Genomic DNA, 19,007 nt, shown 5'->3' with positions numbered 1-19,007 from the left:
CCATGGGCGTTGCCGCGCCCGGCACCCGCTCCCGCTTCGGGAATGACCCGCTGACCCGTTTCCTGGTCGTCGGCATCGGCCTCTACTTGGGCTGGCTCCTCCTCTTCCACCAGGTCATCCATCCGTGGGGATGGCTCGACCGCACCGTGATCAACGGCCTGGTGGCCCTGGCCTCCCTGCTGCTCACCGCCCTGGGCTACGAGCTGCTGCCCGAGCCGCGCGTGGACCTGGAGCGGTACATCGGCGTGCAGGGCGGCACCCACCTCTGGATCGGCGACCCGTGCAACGGCATCCCCCTCTTCGCGGTGTTCACCATCTTCATCATCGCCTTTCCCGGGCCCTGGCGCCACAAGGCCTGGTTCATCCCCGCGGGCATCCTGCTCATCCACCTGCTCAATGCCATCCGCGTGGCCGCGCTGTGCATCGTGGTCACCTTCGGCTATGAGTGGCTGAACTTCAACCACGACTACACCTTCTACGTGGTGGTGTACGGCGCCGTCTTCCTCCTCTGGTACGTGTGGGTGAAGCGCTACAGCGGATGGCGCAAGGCCGGCGCCGCATGAACCGCCGCGATGCCCTCAGCGCCCTGTGGCTGGCGCTGGCGGTGGCCGCCGGGGCGGCGCGCGAGTTCTTCTTCGTGAACCTCAACTACCAGCTGGACTACCTGGTGAACCGGCGCGACCGCAACTACGCGCACTCGCGGTTCAGGCGCTGGGCCGAGGGGCTGGATGCCGGCGACCTCACCGCTTGGAAGTGGCTGCTGGCGGCGGCCTTCGTGGCCCTCACGGCCGCGCTCACCGTGGCCCTGGCACGGACGCGCTTCGGCGACCACCGCTACCGCACGCGCATCCTGGGTGCCTTCGCAGCGCTGGCGGCCTTCGCGCTGGCCTGCCACCTCGGCGCGCAGGCCGCTCCCGCCCTGCGGCCCGTTTCCATCGCCGTGCTGCACGCCCTGCAGTATCCCGTGCCCCTGCTCGTGGTGTGGGCGCTGAGCTGGATGCGGCAGGGCTGAACGCCGGTGGGGCACGGCCGCTACCTTCGCGCGGCCTTCATCCCACCCGCATGTCGAAGAACACCGGTCTGCTGCTCATCGTCTGGAACATCGCACTCACTGCCCTGGCGGCCTGGGGCCTGCTGCGCTCACCCGCCCCTGCCGCAGTGCCGGCGGAGGTCCCCGCAGAAGCCGGGCTGGAGGCCCCCCTGCCGGCCGCGCGGCCCGATACCGCCGGGCGGCCCGAAGCGCGCATCGCCTATTTCCACATGGACAGCCTGCGCGATGGCTACGAGCTCATCAAGGAGAAGGACTCGCGCTACATCGCCGAGGGGCGGCGGCTGGAGGCCGGGCTGCAGGCCGAGCAGGCCAAGGCCCGCGAGCGCTACCAGCAGCTCATGTCGAAGGACCACACCTACAGCACCAAGGCCGAGGTGGAGCGCGACGAGGCCGAGCTGCGGGGGCTGATGGAGAAGCTCCAGGGCATGCAGGCCGAGAGCGAGGAGCGGCTGGCGCGCCTGGAGGCCGACATGCTGAAGGAGATCGCCAAGGAACTGGACGACTACCTGAAGGTGTACAACGCCGAGGCCGGTTACGACTACATCCTGAGCGTGCAGAGCGGCGGGCAGATCTGGGTGGGCAACCAAGGGCTGAACATCACGCAGGACCTGCTCAACGGCCTCAATGCGCGCTACCGCGCCGCCAAGGCCGCCAAGAAGTGACCGCATGGACCCGCTGGCCAAACGGCGCGAGGAGAACATCGCCGGCTACGTGATCGGCATGTGGCACGTGGAGGACCTGATGCGCGCGGCCGATCTGGACATGCAGCGCGTGGAGGAGCAGCTCATCGCGCCCCTGGAGGGCGATGAGGCGCTGCGCACGGGCATGCGCGGCTGGTACGCCGGCATCGTGGCACGCATGAAGGAGCAGGGGCTGCAGCGCGTGGGCCACCTGAGCGAGGTGGAGGAGGTGGTGAACGAGCTGGAATACCTCCACCGGGCACTGCTCGAAGTGCTCAACGATGCGGAATACGACGCGCTCTTCGCCAAGGCGGAACCGGGGATCCGGGCGGTGCAGCAGCACGCCGGCGGCGATCCGCAGGGTCCCGTGGAAAGCTGCCTCACGGCCATCTACGGGGTGATGGTGCTGCGCGCGCAGCAGAAGGCCATCGGCGCCGAGACCCTGGAAGCCGAGGGCCACATCCGCCGCCTGCTCGACCGCCTGAGCCGGCACTACCGCCAGATGCGCCGGCTGCCCGGTGTATCCATGAACTGATGGAAGGCCCTGCCGCAGCCGGTGGCACGCGCCTTGGACCAGGGCGCGCCATGCACCGCCTCCTTCCGCTCTTCGCCGCCGCACTGGCCGGTACCGCGGCGCTGGCGCAGCCGGCCGATGGAGGCGGCCGCGTGGAGATCCTCAACGCCGACGAGTGGAGCTTCGACCGACTGGCCAACGGCGCCCAGCGGCTGCGCGGCAACGTGCGCTTCAAGCATGCCGATGCCGTGATGCGCTGCGACAGCGCGCACCTCTTCGACGACCAGCGGGTGGACGCCTTCGGGCGCGTGGCCGTGGACCAGGGCGACACCCTCCACGCCGAGGCCGACCGCATGCGCTACACCGGCAAGGACCGCATCGCGCGGCTCGAGGGCGATGTGCTCCTCCGGGACCGCACCATGGAGCTGCGCACACCGGCGCTCGATTACGACCTGCGCGCCAGGCGCGCCCACTACACCGGCGGGGGCCGCATCGTGGACGGCCGCGATGGCAGCGTGCTCACCAGCGCCGTGGGCACCTACCTCAGCGATCAGCGGCGCTTCATCTTCGGCGGCAACGTGCTCCTGGAGCATCCCGACCACCGCATCGCCTCGGACACCATGCATTATGCCACCGGCAGCGGCATCGCCTCCTTCTTCGGCCCCTCCACCATCACCCAGGGCGGCACCGAGATCAGCACCCTGGGCGGCACCTACGACACCCGCAATGAGCGCGCCCGCTTCACCCGCCGCACCGCCGTGCGCAGCGCGGGCCGGCTGCTGGAGGGCGACAGCCTGCATTACGACCGGCGGAGCGGCCAGGGCCTCGCCTGGGGGCATGTGGCCATCACCGACAGCAGCGGCGACCTGCGCGTGCTCGGCGAAGAGGGGCGCTACAACCGGCTCGACGACCGCACCCTGGTGACCGGGCGCGCCGAGCTGCAGCTGCGCATGGGCCAGGACACGCTCTTCGTGCACGGCGACACGCTCTTCGCCGCCCCCGATGGCGCCGGCCGCCGCATCACCGCACGCCGCGGCGTGCGCTTCTTCAAGGCAGACCTGCAGGGCGCCTGCGACACCCTGCTCTACAGCGATGCCGACAGCCTCATCCGCATGCACCACCGGCCCGTGCTCTGGAACGGCACCGACCAGATCACCGGCGACACCATCCGCATCGCGCTGAAGGACGGCCAGGCGCACCGCCTGTACGTGCTGCGCAACGCCTTCCTCCTCTCCCGCGTGGACAGCAGCCGTTACGACCAGGTGACCGGCACCGTGATGACCGGGTACTTCGCCGGGAATGCGCTGCACCGCCTCGACGTGGAGGGGAATGCCCGCACGGTGTACTTCACCCGCGAGGAGAAGGAAGGCGTGGAGGAGGTGTTCGCGGTGAACCGCGCGGACTGCAGCCGCATCCGCGTGCGCCTCACCGAAGGGCGCATCAGCGCGGTGGTCTTCCTGGACCGGCCCGATGCGGTGCTCTACCCCATCGCGCAGGCCCCGCCCGAGGAGCTGCGCATGCAAGGCGCCGAGGACCGGGGCGCCGAACGACCCGCGAGCCGCGAGGGCATCTTCAAGGACTGATCAGGGCATGCCGAAGATGCGTCGGGCCTGCGCATCCAGGGTCCCTGACGCCTCCACCGCCGAGTGCTCGTCCTGCTCGGTATCGCGGCCATTGGCCTGGTACTCGTTGGGCAGCCGCACGATGCGGGCACCGCCATAGATGGGCTTCTTGCGGTAGGCGCCGAAGACGATGCCGTTCTCCTGGAACCTGTTGCCCATCACGTAGGCGATGCTGAGGTCCTTCGCGGCCAGCGCCATGCGGTTGCCGGTGAAGACGGACCCCTGCACCAGCAATTGGCTGGCCTCGCCCACGCTGATGCCCTTGTCCATCATGCGCTCGAAGGTGCAATCCCCCACAAGGATGCGCGCGCCGCTCACATCGAGCCCGTCGCCGTTGGCATCCTTGCGCCCGCTGCGGAAGCGGCATCCCTCCACGCGGCCCGTGCACCGGTCAAGGTCCACCAGGTCGGCCAGGCCGTCCTCGAAGGTGCAGTCCCGCAGCAGCACCTCACCGCCCTTGATGTTCACGAGGTCCTCCCCCTGCGACCCGCCGATGGTGCAGCCGAGGAGCTCCGTGCGCGCCGCACCGTGGATGGCCAGCATGCCGGTGCACAGCACGCCATTCACGCGCGCCTCCCGGCCTCCGCTCATCTGCAGCCCGTTGATGGACACGCGCGTGCGGCCATCGCCGAGCACGGCGAAGCAGCCGTAGGGCGCCGCCTCGTCGGCCGCCCGGATGAAGACCGGATTGCGCGCGGTGCCACGTACGATGAGCGCCCCCTGCACCACCACGCTCCGGCCCGGCCCGATCTCGAGCCGCGCCCCCTGCTCCAGCACCACGGGCCGCCCATAGGGGACGATGAGGTCGGCATCGATCCGGTATCGCCCGCGCGGGAAGACCAGCGTGTCGCCGCGGATGAAGGCCTTGGTGCGCTCCGCGATGCGCTGCAGGATGGCGGCATCGTCGGCCGAGGGCCAATACCGGGCGGCCCGCACCGGCTGCTCGAAGGCCGGCGCCCCCGCGTACCGCACCAGCTCACGGTCCAGCGCCTCCAGCGCGCGGCGCGCGCTGAGGCGGTCGCCGATCAGCGCTTCCTGAACGGCCTTGGCGCGCGCCTGGGCCAGCGGCAGGTGCTCGCCCTCGGCAAGGATGGGCAGCCATGCGCGGTCCATGGCGGCGAACCGGTCCCGCAACCGCCAATGCTCCTCCTCCAGGCGCTGGGCGGCGGCTTGGAAGGCCTCGCGTACCGCGGGGTCCCTGGCGGCGAGTGTCAGGAAATCCAGCATCACCTCCCCCCCGGGCGATTCCGACCCGGCACGGGCGCCGCGCGCGGTGCGGTAGAGGGGCACGATGCGCCCCCTCGACCAGTCATAGGCGCACAGATGCTCCTGGGCGAAGGCCGAGGCGCCCGCCTCGATCCACGAGAGCAGCAGCACCGACGCTGCGGTCCGTGCATCCACGATCATGGGCAGCGCACCGCTGCGCCCCTGCTGCGCATCGGCATAGGCGAGCTCCAGGGTGCCGTTGAGGGCTGCCGATGCCAGCGAGTCGTCCTCGAAGGCCGGGTACAGGTGATCGGGGCGCGCTGCCTCGTGCCCTTGGGCGAAGAGGCTCGCGCCGGCCAGCCCGCGCTTCTCCAGGAAATCATCATCGATGCGCTCCTCCTTGCGGTAGATCCCCTGATCGCGCCCGCAGGCGATGAGCCGCACATAGCTCACCTCCGGCGTGATCACGCCCAGCTCATCGGCAAGGATCTCGAGGTACTTCGCGCGCAGCGCTTCCTGGTCCACGGGCATCAGCACGATGTGCCGCTGCGCCCGGAAGGGCTCCGCTCGCCTGAACTTCACCACGAATCCGCCCTCGGCGGTCCGGAGGCGGCGGATGCGCACCGAATCGCCGAAGCCCTCCGCATCGAACCAATGGGTGGCCCAGCCGGGGCTGCGGTCGTCCATCAGGCAGGCACCGGCGGGGCTGCCGATGAGGTAGCGTTCCGGCTTGGCCGGCAGGGAATCGGTGTTCAGCAAGGCGATCAGCCGGCCCGCCGCATCCACCTCCGCAGGCGCGATCCCCAGCGGCCAGCGCCCGGCCAAGCGCTGCGGATCCATGAGCAGCAGCGCCGATGCCAGAGCCGCGGCCACGGCCGTGGCGGCCACCACCCACGCGAGGAGGCCGATGGGGCGCTGCTTATTCCACCGGCTCATCGGTAATGGCGTTGGTGACCACGAGCGAGGCTGGAATGCCCTGCGGGAAGGCCACGGTGGCGTCGAGCGGAGCCACGTGGTAGCGCTGTCGATCGGCCAAGGGGTGGTCCTTCCCGCCGTCCGGCACCAGGGTGCGGTGCAGGGTGAGGCTCCAGCCGTCGCCGGAGGGTTCGGGAGCGGCGGGCTGCCCATCGAGGGTGATGCCCTCCGCCGCGCCGCTCCACGTGAGGCGCAACGGGGCCTCGGCGGAGCTCCTGATGCGCAGGGCGGAATCCGTGCGCTGGAACTGCACGCCGCTGCGCTCCATGCGCTCCAGCATGCGCTCCCAGTAGCCCTGGGCCGTGCTCCGCAGCCCCGCCGTGGATCCGATCACGTGCAAGAGCGACACGCGGTGCACATCCTCCGGCAGCAGTGTGACGTTGCCATGCTTGTTGCGGTCGGCGAGCACCGAGGGGCGGATCCGCGCCATCACCGCATCGAGCCGCCTGTCGAAGGCGCCTTCACGGTACAGATGGACCATGGCCTGGTGCGCGTAGCGATCGCGTTGCAGCCGCCATTCCGGGATGCGGCAGATCCACCAGGACAGGGCATCGTGCACATGGTAGAGCGGCTCGCCGGGCGGCGCGAACATGAGCAGGGCATCCCACAGCACCGGATAGAAGCGGCCCGTGCGGGGATTGAGCACCAGCCATTGGTTGTGGTACTGGTCGATGTGCACCGTGTTGAGCACGAGGCGCGCGGCCTCGAAGCGCAGATAGGTCTCCACGTCGATGAGCGCGGCGAGGGAGTCGCGGTGCGTGGCGGCCGGAAGCGTGTCCTTGCGCAGCGCGGCCACCAGTCGCTCGAGCGTGCGGCGGGCCGTCGTGCTATCGGCATCGCTCTCGTAGGCCCAGTGGTCCGCATCGGCCCACAGGGTGCGGCCCTTGGGCAGCGCACGGCCCGAGATCGGCGGATAATCGCCCTTGTAGACCGGAACCTCATGGGGCACCAGATGGCGGTTCGACTCGAAGGCGCCATCGACCTGCTCGTAGAGTTCCATCACGCCGATGTCCTGCCCGTTGATCCGGGTGAAGACGAGCTCGTTGAGCGGCACGGGCACCCCCATGGTGCCGGCCACCCAGGCGGCCAGGTGGTCGTTCACCAGGTTGTGCGCCTTGGGATTGATCACGTTCACCTTGCGGTAGGGCGCCCACGGGTTGCTGCGCTTCATGGACAGCCGGAAGGATTTCTTGCCGCCGAGGAAATGCGAAGGGGTGACCGCGCCACGGTAGCGGAAGCGCACCCGGTGCTCCACGCCGTTGTTGCGCAGCAGGGCCGGAACATTGGTGCCGCCGCTCCAGGGCAGGTCGGCGGCCAGGCTGTCCAGCGCGCCTTGAGGCACCTCGAGCTCGAGCACCGGTATGCGGTGCGGGCCGGGCTGCTCGGCGAATCCGTCCACCACCACGCTGGCGGCCGCCGCCCCCGCGATGCGCAGGGCGCGCGATGGGCCGAGCGCGATGGCGAAGCCCGCCAAGGAGAGCACCACCGCAGCGGCCAGTGCGGCGCGCAGGATGCCGGCCGGTGTGCGGAGCGCGGTCATCGCTGCGAGCGTGCGCTGAGGAGGAGCGCGAGCAGCGCCACCGCAGTAAGCGCCGTGGCGCTGAGGTTGAGCCCCAGGCCGAGCAGGGCGCTCACCGCCATGGCAGGCAGCCACAGGCCGCGCGGATGCAGGCTGCGGCTGAGCGCACCGGCGGCCAGGAGACCCACGGCGATGATTGCCGCCGCCACCGAGTCATCGCGGAAATGCCGGAGCAGGAGCACGAGCGCATAGCCGGCGAGGAGCAGCGGCACGCTCAGCAAGGGGCCGCGGTCGGCCGGGCGGAAGCCGCGGTTCCAGGCCCAGCCCATGAGGAACAGGGCTGCCCCGAGCAGGGCGAGCAGCGTGAGCAGCTCCACCCAGCCGTGGAACAGCGCGCCCAACCAGCGATCGGCCTCGGTACGCATGGGGTCTTTCCGCCGAAGATGGCCACCCGGCGGCCGCCTGCCGGCTGGCGCCGTGCCGACTTTTCAATAATGGACTGGGAAGAGCCGCTACAGGAAGCGCTCCATCCAGCTGGCCCGCAAGGGCACTCGGAAGCGCTCCCTCAGCTCCCCCACCGTTGACACGAGGTCGTCGAAGACGAGGGTATCGGCCGTGATGGCGCCCTCCTTCAGCAGCGCGGGCAGGTCCTGCAGGCGACAGCTGGCGATGGCGCCGTCCCGCTCATACACCACCACCATGCGGTCGGTGAGCATGAGGTTGAGGTCGTGCTCCAGCTGCTTCACGAAACCCACGCTCTTGTCGATGCTGCAGCCGCTGGCGTGCGCCTGCTCCTCATCCACGGCGATGAGGACGAAGCGGTTGCGCAGCACGTCCACGCAGGCATCGAGCGGTGCGCCGTGCGCGGCCCAGCCGCTGGTGAAGGCGGCACCGCGCTCGCGGATGAGCTTCTGCTCGGCGGCGCTGAGGTCGCGCACGGTCTTGTACACCCACAGGCGCGCGTGGGCGGGCATGGTGTCGATGGTGCGGATGGGGGAAGGCGCTGCGGTGCTCATCGTGCTCCTGGTTGCTGGTTAGACGCTTCCTTCTACAGATCCGATGCCTCGGCGATCAACTCGGCGATGTCCTTCACCTTCACCTCCCCTTCCTTGTTGAAGTGCTTCACGCCGTCGGTGAGCATCGTGTTGCAGAAAGGGCAGCCGGCGGCGATGACGTCGGGCTTCGCGCCCAGCGCCTCCTCGCTGCGCTCGATGTTCACCTCGCGCGTGCCGGGCTCGGCCTCCTTGAACATCTGGGCGCCGCCCGCGCCGCAGCAGAGGCCGTTCTGCCGGCTGCGCTTCAGCTCCACCAAGGCGGCATCGAGCTTCAGCAGCACCTCGCGCGGCGCTTCGTACTCGCCGTTGCCGCGCCCCAGGTAGCAGGGGTCGTGGAAGGTGATGCGCTTGCCCTGGAAGCCGCCGCCCTCCACCTTGATGCGCCCCTCCTTCAGCAGCGCGTTGATGAACTGCGTGTGGTGCAGCACCTCGTAGCTGCCGCCCAGCGCGGGGTATTCGTTCTTCAGCGTGTTGAAGCAGTGCGGGCAGGCGGTGACGATGCGCTTCACGCCATAGCCGTTCAGCACCGTTACGTTCTGCAGCGCCTGCATCTGGAAGAGGAATTCGTTGCCGGCGCGACGAGCCGGGTCACCGGTGCACGTCTCCTCCTGCCCCAGCACGGCGAACTTCACCTTGGCGGCGTTCAGGATGCGCACGAAGGCCTTGGTGATCTTGCGCGCACGGTCATCGAACGATCCGGCGCAGCCCACCCAGAACAGCACCTCGGGCACTTCGCCGGTGGCGGCGAACTCGGCCATGGTGGGGATGCGTATCTGTTCCATCCTAATTCGCATGGTCGACCCTGCGGGTCGACGCTACAGGTGCTTCAACCATTGACATCGTTCGCCCAATCCAATCGCTTATCAGGCCCGAAGGCCCAAGGCGCGCCGTTATTCTCCACGTTGTTGAACATGCCGGTGAGGGCGGGGCGCGTGCTGCTCTCCTCCATCACCTTGTAGCGGCGCATCTCCAGGATGATGCCCACCGGATCGATGTTCACCGGACAGGCCTGGGTGCAGGCGTTGCAGGTGGTGCAGGCCCAAAGCTCCTCCTCGCTGATGCGCGTGTGCAGGCTGTTGCCGTCGTCCTCCCACTTGCCTTTGGCGTCGATCGCCTTCCCCACCTCCTCCAAGCGGTCGCGCGTGTCCATCATGATCTTGCGCGGGCTGAGGAGCTTGCCGGTGAGGTTGGCGGGGCATTCGCTGGTGCAGCGGCCGCACTCGGTGCAGCTGTAGGCGTCCATCAGGCTCTTCCAGCTGAGGTCGAAGACGTCCTTCGCCCCGAAGCGCTCGGGCATCTCCGCGCCCGCCACCGTGCGCGCCGGAGCCGGTTCGGGCGGCGGCACAGAGGGGTCGATCATGCTCCGCACCTCGCCGGTGATGCGCGGCATGTTGGCCACCTGCGTGCGGGGCTCCAGCTTGCCGTACCACACGTTGGGGAAGGCCAGCACGATGTGGAAATGCTTGCTGTAGGGCAGGTAATTGAGGAAGGCGAGGATGCCGATGATGTGGAACCACCAGGCGCTGCGCTCGATGAGCGCAAGGGACGCAGGCTGGAGGCCGGTGAGCCCGAACGCCGCCGCCAAGCCCGCGCTCACCGGGTAGGAGCCGGCCGGCGGGTAATGCGCATCGCCCAGCTCCTGCAGCGCAAGGTCGGCCGCGTTCATGGTGAGGAAGGCGCTCATCAGGGCGATCTCCACCACCAGGATGATCATGGCGTCCTTCGAGGGCCAGCCCTTCATCTCAGGCTTGCGGAAGCGCGGGAGCTGGAGCACGGCGCGGCGTGCGATGAAGACCACGCAGGCCAGCAGCACGCCGACGGCGAGGACCTCGAAGCTGCCGATGAGGAAATCGTAGAAGGGCCCGAGCACCGCCCCGATGCGGTGGGTGCCGAAGAGGCCGTCGATGATGATCTCGAGCACCTCGATGTTGATGATGACGAAGCCCGCGTAGATGAGGATGTGCATGATCCCTGCCACGGGGCGGGCCACCATCTTGCTCTGGCCGAGGGCGACCAAGGCCATGGTGCGCCAGCGCTCGGCCCTTCGGCCGTTGATGGGCTCCGGCCTCCCTAGCCGGATGTTGCGGACCACGCGCCGGATGCTGCGCGTGAAGAGCGCGATGGCGGCGATGAGGAGAAGGGCGAACAGGATCTGCCCCATCATGGCTTCCCGTCCTTTTTCATCGCCTCCTTGATGCGCTCCACATCGCTGTCGCTCAGCTTGGGCAAGCGGTCCTTCTTCCCGAAAACGCTGAAGTAGCGGTTGGGGTTCAGCCGCAGGTCCTCCAGCAGCAGGTCCAGCTCGCGGCTGGCGTTGTTCAGGTTGGCGTAGAGGCTGTCATTGGTGACGAGCTTGCCCATGGTGCCCTCGCCGCTGCTGATGCCGGTGGTGATCTTCCGCAGCTCGGTGCTGGTGGCTGCCAGCTCGTCGAGCACCTTGCGCAGGCGGCCGTGGGCGAGCTCCGCGGTGAGGGTGTCGAGGTTGCCGAAGGTGCGGTCCAGCTCATCGGAGTTCTCCGCGAGGGTGGCGCTCACGCGCTCCATGTTGCGCAGGGTGGCGCTGAGGGTGGCGCTCTCCAGCGCCACCAGCTGGTCGAGCCGGCGCGCCGTCTGGCTGAGTGTGGCCAGGGCCATGCGCACGCTGGTGAAGCTGCTGTCGATGTCGCCGACGGCCTTCTCGTTCATGAGCTGCTGCAGCGCATTGAGCACCGAGTCCACATTGGCGAGCATGCTCTCGGCGCGGGCCTTCAGCGGGTCGATCTGGGCGCTCACGGCATCGGTGAGGCTCGCCTGGGCCGTGCCGCGCAGGGTGGCGCCGGGCTCCGCCAGTACAGGGCTGGTTCCGTTCACCACGCGGAGCGCCCTGGAGAACAGGTCGGCGCTGTAGATCTCCACCCGGCTGTCCTCGGTGAGCTTCAGCCGGTCCTCGTTGAGCTGGAAGCTGATGCGGATGTTGCCCGAGCCATCGGGCTCCATGCTGGTGCCCACCACCTGGCCCACCTTGAGGCCGTTGAAGAAGACCGGGCTGGCTGAGGTGATGCCCGAGATGTCGGGGTACACCACATGGAACACGTTGCGCCGCTGGAGCAGGTCCCTGCCCTTGAGGTAGTTGAGGCCGAAGATGAGCAGCGCGATACCGGCAACGGCCAGTGCGGCAATCGAGTACTCGCGCTTGATCCTCATCGGCTGTCGTTATCGCCCACCGGCCAAAGTAACCGCTTCCTGCAGATCGATCCGCTGCCCATCGCGGAAGGCCACGATGAAGGCGCCGTCGAAGCCCTTCGCCTTGCACGCCGCCTGCAGCTCGCGGGCCGCCGCCAGGGTGGGCTCATCGCCCACGGTGTACTTGTACAGGCCCTGCCCCTTGTGCTCCTCCACGCCCTCCAGTCCGCTGAAGTTCCTCGGCTTGGGCTCGATGCGCTTGGCGCTGGTGGCTACCTGCACCTTGAAGCGCACGCCTCCGGCCACCGGCTGCGGTGCGGGTTCCTTCACCGCCACGCGCGTGCTGTCGGGCCGGGCCTCCTGCGCCGCTTCCACCGGCACGCCCTCCACGATGCCCTTGTACTCCTTGATGGCCCGGTAGATGGCGCTGGCCATGTAGTCCTGCCCCTGCTCGCCCTGCAGGAAATCCTCTTCCGTTGGATTGGTGAGGAAACCCAGTTCGATGAGCACCGCGGGCATGGTGGTGTAGCTGATCACCAGGAATCCGGCCTGCTTCACGCCGCGGTCCACCCGTCCCACGCGATCCTTGAATTGCTTCTGGATGAGGGAGCTCAGCAGCAGGCTCTGGTCCAGGTGCACGTTCTGGCGCAGGCTCAGCGCGATCTGGCTCTCGGGGTCCTTGGGGTCGTAGCCGTCGTACTTCAGCTCGTGGCCGTCCTCCAGCAGGATGGCGGCGTTCTCCTTCTGCGCCACGCGCATGTTGGCCTCGGTCTTGTGCAGGCCCATCACGTAGGTCTCGCAGCCGTGCGGGTCCTTGCTGTCGTTGGCATTGCAGTGGATGCTGAGGAAGATGTCGGCCTTGGCGCGGTTGGCGATCTGGGTGCGCTCCATGAGCTCGATGAAGCGGTCGTCCTCGCGCGTGTACACCACCTTCACATCGGGGAAGGCCTCATTGAGGTAGCGGCCCACGAGACGCGCCACGTTCAGCGACACGTGCTTCTCGGTGGTCCTGTAGCGGCCGGTGCCCAGGTTGCCGGGATCCTTGCCGCCGTGGCCCGCATCGAGCACGATGGTGCGGATGTGGTGCGGATCGCGTCCCTGGCCCTGCGCGCCGCACCAGGCCACAAGGATCGTTAAGGCGAGCAGGATGGGGCGCAGGCGGCGTTCCATGGGGCGCGGAGGGCGATGCGTACTTTTCGGCCCGCTGCTCCGCGAGGATAGACGGGCAATGACGGCACCGCTACGCATCCGGCCCCTGAGGCGCGAAACTAGAGGCCGGTCCTGGGAGGGCTGGTCGCGCATCGCCGCAGTTTTCATCACGTCCGTGTTGATGTGCCCGGGCCAGCGGGCGTGGGGGCAGAAGCTCGATGCCGAGGTGCGCTACGAGGCGCGCGACAGCATCCGGTACGACCTGGCCTCGCAAACGGTGTACCTCTTCGGCGCCGCCACGGTGAGCTACCGGGGCACGCAGCTCAGCGCGGACCGCATCGCCTTCAGCTTCAGCGACGAGGAGGCCCATGCCTACGGCGCGCCCGACAGCACCGGCGCCACGGCCGGGAAGCCGCGCCTGACGCAGGACGGCCACACCATCGATGCCGACAGCATCCGCGTGAACCTGCGCACCAAGGTGGGCCTCATCCGCGAGGTGCGCACCCAGGAGCAGGAGGCCTGGGTGCACGCCGGGCTCAGCAAGCGCCACCCCAACGGCGAGGTGCACAGCCTGCGCGGCATGCTCACCACTTGCGACCGGCCCAAGCCCCACTACCATTTCCAGGTGAGCCGCATGATGGTGATCCCGGACGACAAGATCGTGGCCGGCCCCGCTTACATGAAGTTCCGCAGGATACCCGCCCCGCTGGCGGTGCCCTTCGGCCTCTTCCCCAACAAGAAGGGCGGCAGCAGCGGGGTGCTCATCCCCACCTGGGGCAACAACGACAACCTGGGCTACTTCCTCCTCAACGGGGGCTGGTACCAGCCCTTGGGCGACCGCATGGACCTGCAGCTCACCGGCGACATCTACAGCCGTGGCAGCTGGGCCCTGCGCGGCCTCACCCGCTACAAGGCGCGCTACCGCTACGCCGGCAGCCTGCAGGTGAGCCACAGCACCCTGCTCAACGGCGACCCCGAATTCCCCGACTTCAGCCGCCAGCGCAACTTCTTCGTCAACTGGGCGCACACCGTGGCGCCCCAGGCCAGCCTCACCGACCGGTTCAGCGCCAGCGTGAACCTGGGCACCAGCAGCAATTTCACCAACAACTTCAACAGCAGCTTCGGCGACTACCTCAGCAACACCTTCCAGAGCAACATCAGCTGGACGCACCTGTGGCCCGGCAAGCCCTACACCCTGGCGGTGAACGCGCTGCACCGGCAGAACACGCTCAACCGCAGCTTCGACATCACCCTGCCGGCCGTCACCTTCAACCTGCAGCGCATCCTTCCCATCCAGCTGCTGCGGCCGGTGGGCGCACCATCCCGCTGGTACGACCAGCTGGCCCTCACCTACACGGCCAACCTCGACAACCGGCTCAGCACCACCGAGGAGCGGCTCTACCTGGCCAACCTGCCCACCCTGGCACGCGAGGCGCGCAACGGCATGCGCCATACCGCCGCCCTCACCACCGCCCTCAAGAACCGCTTCGTGAGCCTGAACCCCGAGTTCCGCTTCACCGACCGCTGGTACCTGGAAACCCTGCGCCAGACGGCCATCAATACCGGCGACACCATCTATACCGTGCGCGATACGGTGGCGGGCTTCCGCCGCGCCGGCGAATGGAGCGCGGGCGCCACGCTCACCAGCAAGCTCTACGGCATGTACACCTTCCGCCGCGGCGTGCTGAAGGCCATCCGGCACACCCTTACGCCCACCGTGGGCCTGAGCTACCGGCCGGACAACAGCACCCGCATCGAAGGGCCCTTCGGCACAGACGGCGCCCTGGCCAGCTACTCGCCCTACCAGATCGGCATCTACGGCGAGCCGGCCGCGGGCGAGAGCGGCGCGCTCAGCCTGGGCCTCATCCAGAACGTGGAAGCCAAGGTGCGCAGCAAGGGCCTCCGCGCCGATTCGCTCGGCCAGCCCCCCGGCGAGGAGGGCTACCGCAAGATCAAGCTGCTCGACTTCGTGGGCATCAACGCCAGCTACGATATGCTGCAGGACTCCGTGCGCTGGTCGCCCGTGGCCATCGCCGCGCGCACGGCCCTGCTCAACACCTTCAACGTGAACGTGACCAGCACCTGGGACCCATACGCGGTGGACACCCTGGGGCGCCGCATCGACCGCAGCGAGCGCAGCGTGAGCGGCGCCCTGGCCCGGATGACCTACACCAACGTGGCCGTGGGCTTCGACCTGAAGAGCCGCCGCTATGGGCAGGGCAGCGAACCCGCCAGCGGCGACCGCCAGGTGGTGGAGGACAGCGACCCCGGCAAGGGCGCCCAGGTGGACTTCCGCATGCCGTGGCGCCTGAGCGTGAACTACAGCTACGACGTGAGCCGCGCCTACGCCGGCGGCGCATACACCCAGCAGGAGCGCCAGAGCGTGCTCTTCAACGGCGACATCACCGTGCTCAAGCACTGGAAGCTCGGCGGTAGCAGCGGCTACGACATCGTGGCCGGCGAATGGACCCCCACCTCGCTCAACCTCTACTGGGACCTCCACTGCTGGGAGTTCAACTTCAACATCATCCCCATCGGTCTGCGCAAGAGCTTCATGGTGCGCATCAACGTGAAGGCCAGCATCCTGCGCGACATGAAGTTCGAGCAGCGCAGGCCCTACGGCAACCCGAACAACCTGCTTTACTGAGCCGCAGCGCGCCACAGCAACGAGCCGTCGCCGTAGCTGAGGAAGCGGTATCCGCCCTCCAGCGCATGCCGGTAGATGCGCCGCCAGTCGGGACCGACGAAAGCGGCCACGAGCAGCAGCAAGGTGCTCTGCGGCTGGTGGAAGTTGGTGACCAGGGCGTCGGCGAAGCGGTAAGGATAGCCCGGCGCGATGAGCAGCTGCGTGCGGCCCACGAGACGGTCCTCGCCGCGACGGTCCAGGTCGTCGATCACCGCCTGGAGCACGGCGGCGGGCGCGGGCAGCGCATCCGCGCCATAGGGCGCCCACTGAGGCACGTCCATCGCGGGGCCGGCCGCGCCCCGCATCCGCGCCAGGCCGTGCCAATACACGCTCTCCAGGGTGCGCAGCGCCGTGGTGCCCACCGCCACCACCGGATGGCGGCCCAAGCGGCCTGCCACGGCCTGCAGCGCCGCACGCGGGATGCGCACCTGCTCGCTGTGCATGGCATGGCCGGCCATGCGCTCGCTCTTCACCGGCAGGAAGGTGCCCGCCCCCACATGCAGGGTGAGCGCCGTGCGGTCTATGCCGCGCGCCTCCAGTTCGGCCAGCATGGCCGAAGTGAAGTGGAGGCTGGCCGTGGGAGCCGCCACCGAGCCCTGGTTCCTGGCGAAGACCGTGTTGTAGCGCGTACGGTCGGCAGGGGCGTCTGCCCGCTTCATGTAGGGCGGCAGCGGCACGTGGCCGAGCCGGTCGAGCACCTCGGCGAAGGTGAGCCCAGCGGGTTCCCAGCGGAAAGCCACCTCCTCGGCGCCCGTGCGCTCGGCGGTCAGCGTGCATCCGTCTCCCTTCAGCACCAGCGCTTCACCCGCCTTCCAACGCTTGGCATTGCCCACGAAGCAGGACCATGCGCAGGCGCCTCGCTCGGCGAAGGCCTCCTCCACCGGTCCGCCGCCGGCCGGCGCCAGGCAGAGCACCTCGATGCGCGCACCGGAAGCGCGATGGAACACCAGGCGGGCGTTCACCACGCGGGTGTCGTTGAGCACCAGCAGCGACCCGGCGGGCAGCAGCCCTGGCAGTTCGCGGAAGACGTGATCGGCGATGGCGCCATCGCGATAGACCAGGAGGCGGCTGGCGTCGCGCTCGGGGAGCGGCTGCTGCGCGATGCGGTCCTCGGGCAGCGCATAGGTGTAGTCGGCGATGGCCAGCTCGCGCGGATGCATGGGCGTCGTCCCGTTGGCGGGATGCGCGAAGATGGCGCCTCAGCGCTTCACGAAGCGCGCGCTGGAACGGTGGCCGTCGGCTTCCACGGCAAGGAGGTAACAGCCGGGCGCCAGATGCGCCACGTCGATCACGAGCTGTGCGCTGCCGCGCGCAGCGGCGGTCAGCACGGTGCGGCCGGTGGCATCGGTGATGCGGCACTGCACCTGCGTTGCAGCGGCCGGCAGCGCCACCTGCACCTCATCGGCGGACGGGTTGGGCCAGATGCCGATGCCCCAGCCGCCGAGCGTGGGCACGGACACGATGCCCAGGGCCTCGGTGAGGGCGCGGTAGGCGTTCACTTTGCCCATGCCCCAGCGCGGACTGCCGCCGGGCGGCAAGGTTCCCGTGTGCTGGTCGGTGCGTGCGGTGGACTTCAGGAGCGCCTTCACCTCCTCCGGAGTCAGCGTGGGATCGGCCTGGAGCAGCAGCGCCGCGATGCCCGCCACCACGGGCGACGACATGCTGGTGCCGCTCAGGCGCGCGAAGGCGTAGGGCTGCCCCTGGAAGGTGATGGTCTGATTGGCGTTGTAGCTCGCGTCGGTGAACGAACTGATGGCCGAGGCCACGCTCATGCCGGGCGCAGCGATATCGGGCTTCATGCGCTCATCCAAGGTGGGGCCGTAGGAGGAGAAGCCGGCGATGGTGCCGCCCTGCACCGTTCCGTTGCTCAAGGGATACTCGCTGCTGAAGGCCGCCACGCTGATGAGCCCTTCGGTGGTGGCCGGCTCGCTGATGCCGTACTGGCTGTCGCCGGCGGCCCACCCCGCGGCGGAGGCCTGGAAGGCCTGGCCCCAGTTGCCCACGCCAGTGGTGAGCTCGGTGACGTTCCACCCGTGCACGGTGCCGGCCGCCGCCGTGACCTTGAGGGCCACCTTGATGTAGGCGCTCCGGTTCTTCACGCGCAGGCGCAGGTGCGGCCTTCCGTTCTGCGGGTGGGCGGCCTCGGCGGTGAGGTTGAAGAAGACGGTGTCGGTGCCCACCACCAGCAGCGAATCGAGGTAGGGCTCCTGGTCAGCGGTGCCGTACCACGGCGTCTCGGCCAGCACCTGGTTGGTGTTGCTCGTGACCATGAAGCCCGCGCTGAAGGGCTGGCCGGCCTCGCCCCACAGGCTGATGCTCTGCCCCCACATGTTGGGATTGGCGCTATAGCTGTAGAACTGGATGCGCGAGCGCAGCGTGTCGCCGGCGAAGGCCCGCTTGAAATGGAACTGCACATCGCCGTTGTTGCCCGCCGAGTTCACGAACACCACGCCCTGCGCGGCCAGGGCGTTGATGGCCTGGCTGAGCAGCGAGTTGCCGTCGAGCGTGCCGATCCAATGCAGGCCCCAGCTCTGGTTGATCACCAAGCGCTTCTGGTCCGCATCGGCGATCTGCTTCATCCATGCATAGCAATCGATCACGGAGGCGGCATCGATGAGCCAGGTGGCCAGCAGCAGCTCCGACTCGTAGGCGATGCCCCGGTAGGCCGTGCCTGCGCCGCTACCTGCCGCGATGCCCGCCACGTGCGTGCCGTGGTAATGGTAGCTGTAGATGTTGGCCGTATCGGAACCGGCGGCGAGCAGCGCGCCCGGAGTGATGTACTCCGTGCCGTAGGGGAAGCCCGCGGGCGCCGGACCGCTCTGCTTGTACTGGTCCCACGCCGCGCGGATGCGCGTCTGCGTGAGCAGCGTGTCGTACAGGTCGGGATGCGTGTAGTCGAAGCCCCAGTCGCAGATGCCGATGAGCACGTCGCGGCCGCTGTAGGCCAAGGGCAGGTTGATGCCGCGGTGCACGCTATCCACCCGGGTGGTCCAGCGCACCTTGTCCATGTGCGGCTCGGCCACACCCGCGAGCTCGATGTAGCTCAGTCCGGGAATGGAGCGTGCTTCATCCAGGTGGTAGGCATCCACGCGCACGGAGACCACATCGCCGATGCGCGCGCCTATACGGACGTGCGCGCTGGCCGCGAGCGCTGCATCGAAGCCTTCATCGGCCTTGGCCAGGAAGCCGACCATGGCTCTGCCGTGGATGTGGGCGACCGGGTAGCGCCCTTGCACCGACTGCGCCAGCTTACGCGCATCGGGCTCCGCCGCGGCCAGCTTCTGCAAGTGCAGCAGGTCGGCGTGGGTGGTGGCTGGGAAGCGTGGCTGGGCTGAGGCGATGGCCGCACAGCATGAAACCAGCAGGATGAAAGGCGTGCGCATGGGCG

General features: G+C 68.7%; 16 protein-coding genes. 6 read left to right on the top strand and 10 right to left on the bottom strand.

The features are described from left to right. Positions 1 to 2: 2 nt before the first annotated feature. Genes QY325_01715 through QY325_01695 form a run of 5 tightly spaced genes read left to right on the top strand, consistent with a single transcriptional unit; the run spans position 3 to position 3,828 of the window. The gene (locus tag QY325_01715; protein ID WKZ66652.1) at positions 3 to 563 is read left to right on the top strand and encodes an archaeosortase/exosortase family protein; all 561 of its coding nucleotides are present in this window, start codon (positions 3 to 5) and stop codon (positions 561 to 563) included. After that, positions 560 to 1,012, top strand: a complete 453-nt coding sequence (locus tag QY325_01710) for a hypothetical protein (protein WKZ66651.1) — start codon at positions 560 to 562, stop codon at positions 1,010 to 1,012. The genes QY325_01715 and QY325_01710 overlap by 4 nt, the downstream gene beginning before the upstream one ends. Positions 1,013 to 1,062: 50 nt before the next feature. After that, positions 1,063 to 1,713: an OmpH family outer membrane protein gene (locus QY325_01705; protein ID WKZ66650.1), complete on the top strand. Its 651-nt coding sequence runs from the start codon at positions 1,063 to 1,065 to the stop codon at positions 1,711 to 1,713. A 4-nt stretch (positions 1,714 to 1,717) separates the two neighbouring features. Next, a complete protein-coding gene (locus tag QY325_01700; protein ID WKZ66649.1) occupies positions 1,718 to 2,266 on the top strand; it encodes a DUF4924 family protein in 549 nt (182 codons plus the stop codon). Positions 2,267 to 2,316: 50 nt separating this feature from the next. Next, entirely contained in the window at positions 2,317 to 3,828 is a 1,512-nt protein-coding gene (locus QY325_01695; GenBank protein ID WKZ66648.1) for an OstA-like protein, read from the top strand. Here QY325_01695 and QY325_01690 read toward each other — a convergent pair whose 3' ends face one another. The 8 genes from QY325_01690 to QY325_01655 all read right to left on the bottom strand — a co-directional run bounded on the left by QY325_01690 (position 3,829) and on the right by QY325_01655 (position 12,954). Then, positions 3,829 to 6,009, bottom strand: coding sequence for a hypothetical protein (locus tag QY325_01690; protein ID WKZ66647.1), 2,181 nt, complete (start codon positions 6,007 to 6,009; stop codon positions 3,829 to 3,831). Next, a complete protein-coding gene (locus QY325_01685; GenBank protein WKZ66646.1) occupies positions 5,993 to 7,588 on the bottom strand; it encodes a CotH kinase family protein in 1,596 nt (531 codons plus the stop codon). Before QY325_01685 ends, QY325_01690 begins: the two co-directional genes overlap by 17 nt. Continuing rightward, the gene (locus QY325_01680) at positions 7,585 to 7,992 is read right to left on the bottom strand and encodes a hypothetical protein (protein ID WKZ66645.1); all 408 of its coding nucleotides are present in this window, start codon (positions 7,990 to 7,992) and stop codon (positions 7,585 to 7,587) included. Before QY325_01680 ends, QY325_01685 begins: the two co-directional genes overlap by 4 nt. A gap of 87 nt (positions 7,993 to 8,079) precedes the next feature. Continuing rightward, positions 8,080 to 8,583, bottom strand: a complete 504-nt coding sequence (locus tag QY325_01675; protein WKZ66644.1) for an ABC transporter ATPase — start codon at positions 8,581 to 8,583, stop codon at positions 8,080 to 8,082. A 32-nt stretch (positions 8,584 to 8,615) separates the two neighbouring features. Next, positions 8,616 to 9,404, bottom strand: a complete 789-nt coding sequence (locus tag QY325_01670) for a (Fe-S)-binding protein (protein ID WKZ66643.1) — start codon at positions 9,402 to 9,404, stop codon at positions 8,616 to 8,618. Positions 9,405 to 9,448: 44 nt separating this feature from the next. After that, the gene (locus QY325_01665) at positions 9,449 to 10,786 is read right to left on the bottom strand and encodes a (Fe-S)-binding protein (protein WKZ66642.1); all 1,338 of its coding nucleotides are present in this window, start codon (positions 10,784 to 10,786) and stop codon (positions 9,449 to 9,451) included. Then, on the bottom strand, positions 10,783 to 11,805 hold the full coding sequence (locus tag QY325_01660; protein ID WKZ66641.1) for an MlaD family protein: 1,023 nt from the start codon (positions 11,803 to 11,805) through the stop codon (positions 10,783 to 10,785). The genes QY325_01665 and QY325_01660 overlap by 4 nt, the downstream gene beginning before the upstream one ends. Before the next feature lie 9 nt (positions 11,806 to 11,814). Then, entirely contained in the window at positions 11,815 to 12,954 is a 1,140-nt protein-coding gene (locus QY325_01655) for an N-acetylmuramoyl-L-alanine amidase (GenBank protein WKZ66640.1), read from the bottom strand. A 160-nt stretch (positions 12,955 to 13,114) separates the two neighbouring features. Between QY325_01655 and QY325_01650 the strand changes: the two genes are divergently transcribed. After that, positions 13,115 to 15,580: a putative LPS assembly protein LptD gene (locus tag QY325_01650; protein WKZ67944.1), complete on the top strand. Its 2,466-nt coding sequence runs from the start codon at positions 13,115 to 13,117 to the stop codon at positions 15,578 to 15,580. On the opposite strand, the gene QY325_01645 is transcribed toward QY325_01650, so the two are convergent. After that, positions 15,574 to 16,779 (bottom strand): S-adenosylmethionine:tRNA ribosyltransferase-isomerase, encoded by a 1,206-nt coding sequence (locus QY325_01645; protein WKZ66639.1) that lies wholly within the window; start codon positions 16,777 to 16,779, stop codon positions 15,574 to 15,576. The two genes, QY325_01650 and QY325_01645, sit on opposite strands and share 7 nt — an antisense overlap. Before the next feature lie 39 nt (positions 16,780 to 16,818). After that, complete coding sequence (locus QY325_01640) at positions 16,819 to 19,002, bottom strand: S8 family peptidase (protein WKZ66638.1); 2,184 nt, start codon at positions 19,000 to 19,002, stop codon at positions 16,819 to 16,821. Positions 19,003 to 19,007 lie beyond the last annotated feature (5 nt).

The sequence above is a fragment of the Flavobacteriales bacterium genome, from assembly GCA_030584065.1.
GTDB lineage: Bacteria > Bacteroidota > Bacteroidia > Flavobacteriales_F > PHOS-HE28 > PHOS-HE28.
The sequence above is the reverse complement of the archived record's forward strand: the minus strand, read 5'-3'. Positions and strand labels throughout refer to the sequence as shown.